Consider the following 13447-nt stretch of genomic DNA (forward strand, 5'->3'; position numbering starts at 1 on the left):
AAGTTGTAGATTGCATGGTTAGTTGTTAGTTGTTAGTTGTTGATTGTTAGTTGTTGATTGTTAGCTGTTAGTTGTTAGTTGTTGATTGTTAGTTGTTGATTGTTAGCTGTTAGTTGTTAGTTGTTGATTTCTGTCATTGCGAGCGAAGCGAAGCAATCCCAAGGTATACGAGTCAGTAGCCATATATATGCTATGTGTCATGTTCAGCCAAGCCTTTAGCCAGCCGCGCGAGGAGGCAGGAAGGATAATTGGTTGTCACGAAGTTAACCTTTAGCAACTCTAAAGTAGTCCTAAAGTATTGCGATTGCTTCGCTTCGCTCGCAATGACATAAACTGACAGTTAACTGTTAACAAAAATTAGATTTTCAAGAACCCCTCTGGATTCACAGTTAGGAGAGTTCGCCTTTGCAATCCCTCCTGATGTATGATCTCATTAGCTGCTAGCAAACCACTGCTAACTGCCCTTTCCATTAAACCACAAGGAAATGGCATTTTCACCCAATCGCCAGCAAACAAAAGATTAGGCACATTGCAAGAAGTTTGGGGACGTTCCGCATAACTTCCCGGTGGATAACCGGAAAAATTCTTTTGATTAACCAGTTCCCGATGTAACATATTCGCAGCTTTCAGTGAGGGCACAATTTCATAGAGTTCTTCCTCAAAAGTAGCCAGCAAAACTTGCTGATTTGGGAATTTTTTCTCTTTATAACAGTAAGCGTGTAATTCTACAACACTACCGCCAGTCTGCTGATGCCACTCGATAAATTGATCTTGAATTCGATGGTAAAGGGTAATGCTGTCGGTTAGTTGATAACCGGAAAGGGAAGTAAAGTTACTGTGTTCCCATTCAAAATCTCGGTCAAACCAGAAGCGAGCAACAGCAAATGGATCTGCCAAGTTCAACTTTTCTATCTGACTTTGTACTGACTGATTTACATCACCGCTCATTAAGGTAAACAGGTGTTGCACTCCTGGCACGTCAGTAGCAAAAACATAGTAATCTGCCTGCACTGTTTCTTGAGAGTTGGGGACAGAATTTTTATTGACAGCCGTTAATAATTGTAACTCATCTTGCTGTCGCTCAACTACTTTAAAACGCGGTAAATCCCTTCGAGCTGGCCCCGCGATCGCTCGTCCTTCAGTATCAAAAATTGCTCCGTGACAAGGACAATGAAATTTACCGTCATCCTCTCGTTTAACTGTACAACCTTGGTGAGTACAGGTGAGAGAAATTGCCTCTTTTCCATTCGCTGTGGTGGCAAATACGCGATCTCCTGCTCCGAAATATTCCGTAGCCGAACCATCATTAAGGAAAGAGTTTTTCTGTACCCAAAAAGGTACATTACTCTGGACGTTTCCTACTTGATAGCTCAAAGCATCAATCTTACCATTTTTGCAGTTAATGGCGGTGATAGCGACATCACTTAATACTTTTCCGCCTTTACTTTCAATTGCCTTAGCAATAGGGTTAACTAAACTTGTACCCATATCTTGCCGCGTACCGTTGAAGGCTAAACCCTCTGGATTTCCAAAAAAATAGAAGTGAAAAAATTGCATTAATTCTCCCACGCTCAATCGATCGGGAGCATTGAGGCTAGACTTAGCAAAGGGTAGAAAATACAAGTCGTAAAGTCCTCGCGGGAACTCATCTTTTACCCAGTCAGCAACGGATATATTATCGAGTCGCTGAAAACTTTTCTGAGCTTGGAAGCCGCCAATTTCTCTAAAAACTTCCCAGTGAGCAGGTTTGGTGAGATCGATTCCCCAGCGCAAACGGTTGGGAGATGATATGGCTAAATCAACTACATTCCAGGGAAAAGCTGAATGGTTGGGACGGAATACTTCCGGCTTGTATTTGCCATCTCGAAAGACCACAGCGTAGGATTCTAAAGAAAGAAAATTATCGGTAATTTTCAGTTCTTTAACTAGGCTATTGAGGTTATAATATTGAGGGAAGAAACCATGAAATCCGTGTTCCATCATAAAGGTTTCGTTGCCGACTTGGATCGGCCAACTGGCGATTTTGCCTCCGAGTTGAGGCGATCGCTCCAAAAGCGTCACGGTAAAACCCCTCTGAGAAAGTTCGTAGGCACTGGCGAGCCCAGCTAAGCCAGCGCCAACAACCACAACGCTTGTGGGGCGATTCAGGAGTCGTGGCAAGTTCAAACTATCTTGCTGAAAAACGGCTGGCTGCGGCTTTGAGAAGCGGGAGTAGCCCAGCAATCCTCCGGCGGCACTCACACCGAGCAATTTTAGGGCTGTCCGTCGAGAAACTGGTTGCGATCGCAGTGAATTGAATTGACTCATCAGCAGTACAGATTAACAGCGTCACGTTAAATGGGTAACAGACAATACGCCCAGACCGATCTTTGATGGCATAGGTCGTAGGGTATCAAGAAACCCTTAATCAGATTAACGTTGAGTGAGATTTCTTGCAGCGGCCGATGGGCAGTTTGGAGGCAATTTACTCGCGATCGCGGTTTTATCAAAAAACTGACTGCAAGCCCATTGGCAATAGCTGCCTGGGATAAACGCTGTCTCTTCTAACAATCCGCGTTACGATTAACTCTTTAATCGTTGATTTAATTTCTGAATCTTCCTAGCAAAATATTCTTGCTTGTGATTCAACTGTTTAGCAACTTCTAACCCTCTTTGATAGGCAGCTAAAGCTTGCTCGTAAGCCTTCAACTCCATATAAACTTGACCAATTCGATCGTAAGTTTCCATTACCCCATACAGATTGTAAGACTGCTGCTCGACAGTCAACTGTACTTGATAAATCTTCAAAGCAGCATCCCACTGTTTTTGCGAACGGTAGAGTTTCGCCATTTTTTCCAAGGCTTCGCTAGCCACAGCAAATTGTTGAACCACCAAGGCTGAGCTATAAGCTTCTTGATAGTATTGATTTGCTAAATTTAATTGACCGAGCACTTCGTAATTAGAGGCAATCTCCATTTTTAAAGGAGGAACCGCCTTAAGATTTTGCTGGCTCAAATATAGAGAAGTTAATTTTTCCCTAGCTGCGATCGCTTGCAAAGGTTTTCGCGACTGCTCGTACATATAAGCCAACTGTTTGAGCGATTCCTCTTCAGTGGGAGCAGCTACAGATATCGCCGTCGTCGTCGTACCATTACCAGACTCAGGTGGATTAGGATTTGGTACGGTGGGATCGACCACAAATAAATCGCGATGATCCTGAATTAAAGCTGCTAATTCCTCATAGACACCAGCCGCTTTTTCGTAGCTAAACCAATTAGCATGAATTTGCGCGATCGTCCTCAAAGTTTGCGCTTCTGTTAGTATCTCCGAGCGCGATCGCGCCACCTCTAAAATTTTTTGATAAACTTCCACTGCTGGCCCTTTTGCCCGCACCTGTTGAAAAGCTAAACCCAATCCTTGCAACAACTCGACATTCACAGGAGATTCAGACAAAACTTCCTTTTGAATAGCTTGTAACCGCTGGGTAATAAACTGCAATTCAAGCTGCTGACTCCGATCCCAAGCAATTTTACCAACCCGACTTAGCGCTTCTACTTCCGCCGCCGGGCCAAGATAACGTCGCAACCGCAATTCCCGATTCCAAATTTCAAAAGCTCCTGGCATATCCGCAGCTTGGAGCTTAGCTAACGCCTCTAAGTTTAACCGATCCAGAGCCGCCGCCAATTCTTGACTTTGCTCTGGATCGAGATTTTCACCTTTTTTAGGAGGTGTAGGCAGCAGGGGATCGGGTGTGGTAATCTCAAGCGGATTGGGAGAAAATTGATCCAAGGTGGGTTGATTAGTTTGGCCGTTAGCAACAGAACCAGCGCACAACCATAAAGAAAACAAGGTAAAACTTGCCACGCGAACCATTGCGTTACCACGACACCCAAGCCATTTCTGAACCGTCACATCTTGCATATCAAAACAATGCTACAAACAAATAAAAATAAATCAGGGAACCCCATCAATAAGTTAGCACACCTGTTAAGCCAGCGCATCTTGCACTTATTCAGTTTAGCCATAATTTTATTAACTTTGACTACAGCCTGTAGCCCTCCTCAAGCAGTAGCCAAGGATCGCACTTTCCTAGACCTCTCCCTCGACTTCTTAAGCGAGTATCAACTGCCCAAAATCAACTTTGATGATGTCCCCGTTGGCGGTTTATCAGGAATTGCTTACGATGGCAAAGGTACTGCGACTCCTACCGATCCTGCCTTTCGATTTTATGCCATCTCTGACGATCCCAGCGCATACGGTGACGCGAGATTTTATACTCTCAAACTCAAGCTGGCAGCGGCCGATACAGGAAAATTTGCCATCGATCGAGTCGCAGTTGAAGGTATTACTTATCTCGCTGACAAAGAGGGAAAAACCTTCTCGAAAGATTCCATAAACCCTGAAGGTATAGCCATTTCTCCCCGCAAATCAGTATTTGTTGCCAGCGAAGGCGTAACCCATATTGGCATTCCTCCTTTTGTCCGAGAATTTGACTTAAAAACTGGGAAAATCCGAGGAAGCGTACCCATACCAGAGCGGTATCTTCCCGATACCACAGATGAAAAGCAAGGGCGGGGAGTAGTTGACAATTTAGGCTTTGAATCCTTAACTATAGACCCAGAAAGCTGGAGTGCTGATGGTCTCGATCCGTTTCGGATCTTTACAGCTATAGAAGCCCCTTTAATGCAAGATAGCGACCCAGAACAGGTAAAAAATCTCCGTTTATTGCATTATGTCATAGTAGATAAAACAGCGCAATTAGTTTCAGAAAATTTCTATCAGCTCGATCCTGCTCCTTTGACTATTTTGAATGGATTAACAGAATTAGTAGCTATAGGTAAAGGCGGTCACTTGCTCAGTTTAGAGCGTAGTTTTGGGGTTTATGGATATGGCGCTAAGATTTTTCAGTTAGCATTGGGAGGTGCTACTGATACTTCTAGAATTTACAGCTTGAAGGGTAAGGTGACAACGGCTGAACCTGTGAAGAAAAAGCTATTACTAGATTTGAAGGATTTGGAAATTCCTCTGTACAATTTGGAGGGAATGACTCTAGGGCCGCGTTTGCCAGATGGTAGTCAGAGTTTAGTATTAGTGAGCGATGATAATTTTGATGAGGAGCAAAAAACTCAGTTTCTATTGTTTCGCTTAAAAGTATAGATAGGATAACGACAGTTTTGTTATCCCCTAAGAATAGTTGAGTAAGCCTTCAAAAAAAAGAAAATTTTTATTTCTATTTTCTCATCCTTCATTCCCTTCTTTCCCTAGACTCTAGCCCCTAACTCCTAGCAGGGCTGTTTCACGTTCAGATTTTTGAATCTCTGAAACTCTCGCTTAGCAAGGATTTCAGTCGATAATTTCTCATAAAAAGGTAGAAATTATTAAAAAATCCTGTTGGGCCTACTGTCAGAGGCTTTGGAGAGACTAAGATTGCAAATTGAACCTGATAATGAAACAGCCCTGACTTAGGCATTCTAACTAGAATTCAAACTGCATTCGCATACTCCCAACATAAATAGTAGGATTGCTACTAAAATTGTTAGGATTTACAATCAGATAAAAACTCGGTACGATCGCAACATTATCCGTCATGGGAAAATAGTAACTCGCTTCTATATCATACTGAGTTCCTCCATCTCCGCCACCAGCTACCAGAAATCGCCGCCCGGAGAGCACATCAAAAGGAACGACAAAAGATAAGGAGCCAATTGCCCCTTCTTTACCCAAGTCAGGGAAACCTAGCCCAAATTGAAAAGATTGGGCATTCACACTTTCATCCTTCATCTCTGAAGCTTTCGGATTTAAGCGAGTGTTGCTATAAGTATAGCGGCCGAAAATACCAAAATTAGCAGCTAACCGCCAATCAAAATTTAGACCAAAACTATTAGCCGCAGCATCTTCCAGCTTACCGCCAAAACCATCATCAGCAACCCCTTTAATCGGTCTTGTCGAAATTTGTCCGTCCTCATTAGGTCGGATACGGGTGCGGTCGTAAATCAGGCGGATATTCGCATTTTTACTAGGGGAATAAGTCAGTTCAGCCGTAAATGAGCGAGTATTTCCAAATAACCCGCGATTTGGTTGAGATGCTCCTGGAACATTTGCCATATAACCTAAATGGAGTTTAAGTTTATCGTTGAACTTCCACTTAGCAACTGCACCTGCACCTCGTCCCAAATCGTTCATCAGTGTAGTGCCAAAAGAGTTATAACTGCCAGCACCTTTACCGAAAATTGAAGTAAAGGCATTGGTATCAAAGTAACTCAACCAAAGTAAACGAGGGCCTACTGTTAATTCCAAGGAATTATTAACAGGAAAGCTGTAATAAGATTCCAATAATGACAGCTTATTATTACCCGCAGAAGTGGTGATGTCAAAGCTGGGAACCCCGAAGGTATTGTATAACCCCGCAGAGCTAAAAGCATTAGCAGCAGAATCGCCATTACCCACAGCTAGGCTAGTTACCAGGGAGTCGTCACCCGTGAAAGATGTTAGGAAAGAAATGACTGTAAAATAACTCATGGTTGTATTAGGATCGTTCCTAACTTCCGTGACAGTAGGTTTACCATTGGCATCACGTTGAGCTGAGCTGAAGGGATCTTCTGGGTCAATTCTTTCTACTTTTACGCCGGATGCAGCATTTGCTCCTACTAAATTAAAGCCCATCAAAGCACTCAGTTTAGTAGTAGTAGAAAACTGGTTAGCTTCTAATTCCGCTGTCCGAGCTTCTAAAATGTCTACTTGTCCCCGTAAGGTAGCTATTTCAGCGGCAAATTCTTCTTCCAACCGTTGCAGAGCGACTAAATCTTCTTTGGTAACAAAGCTAGTTGTCGATGCAGCAGTTAACTGGTTAATTTGGTCGAGGCAAGCGTTTAATCCCGCAGCAAATTCGTAGCGGGTTAAGGCGCGATTCCCTCGAAATGTGCCATCGGGATAACCTGCAATGCAGCCGTAGCGCTCAATTAGGGATTGCAATGCAGAAAATGCCCAGTCTGTAGGCTGCACGTCGGATAATTGAGAGACAGATGTTACTTGGCCGGTCAGAGTTTTTTGAGTGTCTTGGCTGATTTCGATTTGAGAGTCAAAAGGAGAGCCGGGAACAGTTGTTCCCGACTCAATCTGTGGCGGCTCGATTGGGTAGTTTGGGGAAATTGGCTCTGGGGAGGGAGCGGAATTGTCTTGCTTGGAAGCTGGTTCTATCTGAGCTGCTAGTAGGCTGTTATCGATGAAACTGTTCCATCCGCAGGCTATTCCCAAAATAAGCAGGCTGAGCTTTACAGAAGTAGAGAGATTATTTGTCATTGCGTCTTTAGAGCTTGTAGTGTATGAAAGTCATCTACCTGAAGAGAGATTAAAGACGCACCCGGTAACTTTCATTATGGAGGATGAATTAGATAAAAATGGGAAATAAAAGTTTTTTTCCTTAACCCACTGAAAATAGTTCTAACTAGCTTTTCTGCGATAGATTCTCTATATATCTTGCTATATTTTTAATATTGTTTTCATTTTTGGGTTGTCAGCAGTTCCAAAAGATGCTGCAATGCCTGCTATATAAGCTTTTTAATTAATCTGTGATAAAACTTAACTTAAAAAAGAGATAAATTATCTAAAATAAATCTAGTCTTAGTTAAGTATTATTCTCAATAGATGGAGCTAATTTCTAGGGGGTTAAGCGATCGCACTGAGGCTACTGATTCAGCTTGATTCCCATCTTCCCAATTATCCCACCGCCTTCTCAAACAGAAAAAGGAGGTACGCAATAGTTTTAAGACTTAGATGGTACCGACTTAAACGCCATACCAAAACCTAGTTCAATACATACAGCTTTTTCAATTTCTTTCCAATAACTATCCTCCAAAACACCCAGCTTATTCTTAATTCTTTGAACATCTACAGTTCTCATTTGACTCAAATTTATATATCGAACCATATCCAACCCGTTTTGTGGGCTTGGTTTAACATTGACAACAAACGGATATGTTTTTGTCCCAGGTAACAAAGGAGCAACTATTGTAGTTGCTCCATTTTGGTTGCCAATGTCATTTTGCAAAATTAAGCAAGGACGCTCTTTATCGGTTTCATTACCAATGACAGGTTTAAGATCGACCCACCAGATATCTCCTCGCTTGTAAGTCAATATCCCATTAGGCATTTAATCCATCACCTACTGTAATATCCCAAACAGAAATCTCTTCGTAAAGCTCTGGATCTTGACTCTGCTCTTTGTAAGCATCTGCTAACTCTTTCATGAAAATCCTTTTTTTCTCTTCCCATAAAACCTCATTGATAAAACTACTACGGTTAGTTGCTATCCGATCGACAAACTCTAACACTTCGTCATCTAAGGTAATACTGACTTTCTTACTCACGATCTGACCCATCCATCTTTCTAAACTTGGTAGGATTGTAGTGTCATACTAGCTAATCCTACTTTGATTGTCAATATCTTCAGGACTTACGCACTTCTGACGTAACGCCGCCCTCTGGCGGTATCTTTAACCGCCCAGAGGGGGACGTTACAAAGAGTTTAGGACTTACACAGTGGGCTCAGAAACCGGGTTTTTTACGAACATACTTTGTTCGATCGCACAGATTCGGTAAAAACCCGTTTCTTTGGTTAGAGTGCATAATTCCTGCAAACTGCTATAATAATGAAAAAATTATGAAATCAGTGTAGCCAATGTCACGGAACAAAGCATTTACTGTCCAGTTAGCGATCGCCAGCTCGATCTTAATCGGTTTAGGAGCTTGTACCAGACTTAACAATAACCTCCCTGTTGCTGGCTCCGTTGAGCCACAAGCCAATCTGCAAGCTCAAAAAGGTAAAAAAGTGATTTTGACCACCTTCACCGTCCTAGCAGATATGGCTCAGAACGTCGCGGGAGATAAAGCTGTAGTCGAATCTTTGATTAAGTCGGGGGCAGAAATTCATGGCTATGAACCTACGCCTAGTGACTTAGTGCGGGGAAAACAAGCAGATTTGATACTAGATAATGGTTTGGAGCTCGAACGTTGGGCCGCTAAGTATTATACTAATTTATCTAAAGTGCCGCATATTACCTTAAGTGAGGGAATTAAGCCTGTCGCGATCGCGGAAGATGCTTACAAGGGAAAGCCTAATCCCCACGCTTGGATGTCTCCGCAAAATGCCTTAATTTATGTTGAAAATATTCGTAAAGCTTTAGTCAAATTAGATCCTATTAATGCCAAATTTTACAATAAAAATGCTAGTATCTACAGCCAAAAAATTCGAGATATTGACCAAAAACTTAAACAAGAAATTGCTGTTGTCCCTCAGTCTAAGCGATATATGGTTAGTTGCGAGGGAGCATTTTCTTACCTCACCCGCGATTATGGGTTGAAAGAGGTTTATATTTGGCCAGTCAACTCCGAGCAGCAAGCTACACCTAAGCAGGTTGAAAAGGCGATTAATACCGTTAAAACTAATCAAATTCCAGTAGTTTTTTGTGAAAGCACTGTTAATAATGAAGTTCAGAAGCAAGTTGCTAAAGAGGCAAATGCTAAGTTTGGAGGAGTATTTTATGTAGATTCTCTCTCTCCCCCTAACGGCCCAGCTTCTACTTATTTAAAACTCCTAGAACACAATGTAACAATGTTAATTCAAGGATTGCAAGGCAAATTGTAAAACCATTCCTAATGCCGCCATCTTGGTGGTGACTTTACCGCCTTTCCGGGCGGCGTTACGTCAAGCATATATAAGTCATTACCTATTGAAATCTGGAGACCAAACCATGCTAGATGCAGTTAGTATTAAAGTTGAAGAAGTTACGGTTGCTTATAATGGCAAAATAGCTTTATCTGGAGCCAATTTAGAACTTAAGCCTGGTTCTATCAATGGTTTGGTGGGAATGAATGGCTCTGGCAAATCGACTTTATTTAAAGCTATTATGGGTTTTGTTAAACCTATTACAGGTAGAGTTTTAGTCGAAGGTTTACCCATTCGCAGCGCTCAAAAGCGAAATCTAGTTGCTTACGTTCCGCAAGCAGAAGAAGTGGATTGGAATTTTCCCGTTAATGTTTGGGATGTGGTAATGATGGGGCGCTATGGCTATATGAATTTATTGCGAATTCCTAAGCCTATAGATCGCCGAATTGTCAGAGAAAGTTTAGAGCGAGTGCAGATGTGGGATTTGAAAGATCGTCAAATAGGCGAACTCTCAGGAGGTCAGAAAAAACGGGCATTTCTGGCACGAGCTTTAGCGCAACAAAGCACAATTTTACTACTCGATGAACCTTTCACGGGTGTAGATATTAATACTGAAAAAGCTATGATTGATTTGTTATTAGGATTGCGAGAACTAGGACACACAATCTTAGTTTCTACCCACGATCTCGCTTCCATTAAGACTTTTTGCGACCAAGTTGTACTGATTAATCGCACTATCCTCGCCTATGGAAAAACTTCAGACTTATTCACTGAAGAAAATCTGTCTCGGACTTTTGGTGGTTCTCTGGGAGAACTCTAATAAGACTTAGGGAAAACCATCTGTAATGCCGCCCGGAAAGGCGGTAAAGAACAGCCAAAATGGCGGCGTTACTACACAAGACTGCGTAAATTCTATCTAATTCAATCAAACTCGCATTATTGACATACTACAGGAGAATTTATGATGGATATTTGGCAATGGTTTATGGCTCCTTTAGCCCATGAATTTATGGTTAAGGCTGTTTTAGTTAGTATGCTTGTTGGTGTTGTCTGTTCCGTTTTGTCCTGCTATATGACCCTCAAAGGTTGGGCATTAATGGGGGATGCCGTGTCTCATGCAGTGATGCCAGGAGTGGTAATTGCTTATTTGCTGAATATTCCCTTGGCAATTGGTGCTTTTGTATTTGGAGTTGGTTCCGTTGTGGCAATTGGATTTATTAAATCTAAGACTAGGATTAAGGAAGATACTGTTATTGGACTTGTGTTTACTGGCTTTTTTGCACTAGGTTTAGTTTTGATTTCTAAAACACAAAGTTCTGTAGATTTAACCCACATTCTATTTGGCAATGTTCTCGGCATTTCCGATGGCGATATTATCCAAACGATTGTAATTAGCGTAATTGCTTTGGTTACAATCGCTATTTTCAGAAAAGACTTTCTGCTATTCTGTTTCGATCCAACTCATGCTCGTTCGATCGGAATTAATACCGTAGCATTATATTACACGCTACTTTCTTTATTGTCTTTAACTGCTGTTGCTGGATTACAAACTGTTGGGATTATTTTAGTAGTTGCAATGCTAGTAACACCGGGAGCTACTGCTTATTTGTTGACCGATAGCTTTGACTATATGATGTTATTAGCAACTGCTTCTGGAGTTTTTTCTAGTGTAATGGGACTCTATGCTAGCTATTATCTAGATGCCTCAACTGGTGGCTGTATTGTTGTCGTCCAAACTTTGCTGTTTGTTCTGGCAATGATTTTTGCTCCTAAACATGGTCTACTGGTGCGAACTAGGCAAAATATTTAATTCTGTAATAGCAGCGAAGCGCTTTACAGAAAACGCAATCTCTGTGTATAATTGACCTATTGACAAAAATTTGGAATCATGTCCACTACTTCTTTCCTACCCGAAGCTCTAGCTCGAATTGTAGAGCGTTTTCAGCGCCACTCCGACCCTAAAAGGCGTTACGAGCAATTACTCTGGTATGCCAAGCGGCTACCGGAGTTCCCAGAAAGCGATAAATTACCTGAAAATAAAGTTTCTGGCTGCGTCTCTCAAGTTTATATTACTGCCAAGTTAGCTGATGGTAAAGTTTCCTTTCAAGGCGATTCCGACTCTCAGTTAGTAAAAGGATTGGTAGGGTTACTGGTGGAAGGTTTAAGTGGATTAACGCCAACAGAAATCACTAGCGTTTCTCCCGACTTTATTCAAGATACCGGTCTGAATGTGAGCTTAACTCCTTCCCGCGCTAATGGGTTTTACAACATCTTTCAAATGATGAAAACTAAAGCATTAGCATCCCACGAGGTCAGCAATTAAAAATTAATTAAAATGAAGTAAAAAATAGAAAGCCATGAGCAAAAGTGCATCCTTTATTTCATCTACTAATAGCAAAGAGAGGAAAATCCAGGAGTATATTTGGAACTGGGAAGATCGACAAATCTCAGTAATTTATGAAAGCCAAGGACAAGGAAAACCAGTATTACTTTTGCCAGCATTAAGCACTGTTTCCTCGCGATTAGAAATGCAGCCTTTGGCAACCTTATTAGCTCCCCAGTTTCAAGTTATCACCTTAGACTGGCCAGGATTTGGTGACTCATCACGCCTTGCACTCAACTATCAACCGCCATTATATCATCAATTTTTAAATGATTTTATCGAGGCTATTTTTAACACTCCCATATCAGTAATTGCCGCCGGTCATGCTGCGGGTTACGTGATGGAGTTAGCTCAAAAACAGCCTAATTTTTGGTCAAAAATTGTTTTAGCCGCTCCAACTTGGCGAGGGCCTTTACCAACAGCAATGGGAGAACATCGCAGTTGGTATGGAATATTGAAAGAATTAGTACGATCGCCCTTTCTAGGTCAGTTGCTCTACAAGCTCAACACCACCCCTTCCTTCCTGGAATTTATGTACCGCCGCCACGTCTACGCCGATCCCGATAAAGTTACAGCCAGTTTTATTCAGCAGAAATGGCAAATAACACAGCAACCTGGTGCAAGATTTGGTTCTGCTGCTTTTGTGACTGGAACATTAGATCCCGTACAGAAACGAGAGCGATTTATCGCCAATTTTGAACAATTAACAGTTCCAGTAATGGTTGTAATCGGCGAAAATACCCCACCCAAATCAAAAGCTGAAATGGAAATATTAACTGAATTGCCAGGAGTAGAAACGCGAGTTATTCCGGGTTCTTTAGGGCTACACGAAGAGAATGCAGAAGCTTTGTCAGCAGCCGTGAAATCTTTTCTATAAGTAGCTATAAGAATTTTGAGCCTTATAGCTGGATCAACAGCGGCTAAAGGTTCTGCTTCTGCTGGTGGGAACTGTTTAGAGTTCAAATAAATATAAGTTGAATGAAACTGGGCGAAGATAAGCCAGCTTAAAAAATCTCCCTTTTAAGGACTCAAATGAGCAGTAAGCTTTGCCAAAGCTTCCTTTACTGCTATTGGTAATTGGCGCAGAATCTTACCCTTCTCGCGATCGACTCCCACCAAAGTTACCTGGGCACTCACATATAATTCCTTACCATCAGGAGATTGAATTTCGTAGTCCCAAAGCAGCCTCACGCCCTCGCTAGCACTCATCCGCGTTCTGACTGCAACTGTTTGGCCCATCTGCACGGCTCGATGGTAGCGTACAGAAAGTTCCACCACAGGCATTGGTGACAAGTTAAGAAGAGCGCTCGAAAGTCAAGAGGGACTTTCTCTAAAAGCTCAAACGTGTGAAACTCAGACTGGATGAGTCATCTAGCCCCGGTGAATCCCCATGAGCCGAACCCGAAAAACTAATAGAGACC

Annotated in this window: 12 protein-coding genes; 6 read left to right on the plus strand and 6 right to left on the minus strand. The window is 42.1% G+C overall.

What is annotated here, in order from left to right; all coding sequences use genetic code 11:
* Positions 1 to 357 precede the first annotated feature (357 nt).
* Positions 358 to 2307, minus strand: coding sequence for an FAD-dependent oxidoreductase (locus tag PN499_RS12120; RefSeq protein WP_272032163.1), 1950 nt, complete (start codon positions 2305 to 2307; stop codon positions 358 to 360).
* A gap of 255 nt (positions 2308 to 2562) precedes the next feature.
* Positions 2563 to 3900 (minus strand): tetratricopeptide repeat protein, encoded by a 1338-nt coding sequence (locus PN499_RS12125; RefSeq protein WP_272032165.1) that lies wholly within the window; start codon positions 3898 to 3900, stop codon positions 2563 to 2565.
* Positions 3901 to 3909: 9 nt separating this feature from the next.
* Here PN499_RS12125 and PN499_RS12130 point away from each other — a divergent pair, with 9 nt between their 5' ends.
* On the plus strand, positions 3910 to 5136 hold the full coding sequence (locus tag PN499_RS12130; protein ID WP_272032167.1) for an esterase-like activity of phytase family protein: 1227 nt from the start codon (positions 3910 to 3912) through the stop codon (positions 5134 to 5136).
* Positions 5137 to 5454: 318 nt separating this feature from the next.
* Here PN499_RS12130 and PN499_RS12135 read toward each other — a convergent pair whose 3' ends face one another.
* The 3 genes from PN499_RS12135 to mazE form a co-directional block, all read right to left on the minus strand.
* Entirely contained in the window at positions 5455 to 7278 is a 1824-nt protein-coding gene (locus PN499_RS12135) for an iron uptake porin (protein ID WP_272032169.1), read from the minus strand.
* 463 nt (positions 7279 to 7741) lie between these two features.
* Positions 7742 to 8128, minus strand: a complete 387-nt coding sequence (locus tag PN499_RS12140; RefSeq protein ID WP_272032172.1) for a type II toxin-antitoxin system PemK/MazF family toxin — start codon at positions 8126 to 8128, stop codon at positions 7742 to 7744.
* Complete coding sequence (mazE, locus tag PN499_RS12145) at positions 8121 to 8357, minus strand: type II toxin-antitoxin system MazE family antitoxin (RefSeq protein ID WP_272032174.1); 237 nt, start codon at positions 8355 to 8357, stop codon at positions 8121 to 8123. The genes PN499_RS12140 and mazE overlap by 8 nt, the downstream gene beginning before the upstream one ends.
* A 299-nt stretch (positions 8358 to 8656) precedes the next feature.
* On the opposite strand from mazE, the gene PN499_RS12150 reads away from it, so the two are divergent.
* The 5 genes from PN499_RS12150 to PN499_RS12170 all read left to right on the plus strand — a co-directional run bounded on the left by PN499_RS12150 (position 8657) and on the right by PN499_RS12170 (position 12903).
* A complete protein-coding gene (locus PN499_RS12150) occupies positions 8657 to 9622 on the plus strand; it encodes a metal ABC transporter substrate-binding protein (RefSeq protein ID WP_272032176.1) in 966 nt (321 codons plus the stop codon).
* Between the two features lie 106 nt (positions 9623 to 9728).
* Complete coding sequence (locus PN499_RS12155) at positions 9729 to 10463, plus strand: metal ABC transporter ATP-binding protein (RefSeq protein WP_272032178.1); 735 nt, start codon at positions 9729 to 9731, stop codon at positions 10461 to 10463.
* A 141-nt stretch (positions 10464 to 10604) separates the two neighbouring features.
* A complete protein-coding gene (locus PN499_RS12160; RefSeq protein ID WP_272032180.1) occupies positions 10605 to 11453 on the plus strand; it encodes a metal ABC transporter permease in 849 nt (282 codons plus the stop codon).
* Positions 11454 to 11531: 78 nt separating this feature from the next.
* Complete coding sequence (locus PN499_RS12165; RefSeq protein ID WP_272032181.1) at positions 11532 to 11966, plus strand: SufE family protein; 435 nt, start codon at positions 11532 to 11534, stop codon at positions 11964 to 11966.
* Between the two features lie 34 nt (positions 11967 to 12000).
* The gene (locus PN499_RS12170; protein ID WP_272032182.1) at positions 12001 to 12903 is read left to right on the plus strand and encodes an alpha/beta fold hydrolase; all 903 of its coding nucleotides are present in this window, start codon (positions 12001 to 12003) and stop codon (positions 12901 to 12903) included.
* Positions 12904 to 13046: 143 nt separating this feature from the next.
* Here the strand turns inward: PN499_RS12170 and PN499_RS12175 are convergent, their stop codons facing one another.
* Entirely contained in the window at positions 13047 to 13310 is a 264-nt protein-coding gene (locus PN499_RS12175; RefSeq protein ID WP_334311681.1) for an acyl-CoA thioesterase, read from the minus strand.
* Positions 13311 to 13447 lie beyond the last annotated feature (137 nt).

The organism is Kamptonema animale CS-326, from assembly GCF_028330895.1.
Taxonomy (GTDB): Bacteria; Cyanobacteriota; Cyanobacteriia; order Cyanobacteriales; family Microcoleaceae; genus Kamptonema; species Kamptonema formosum.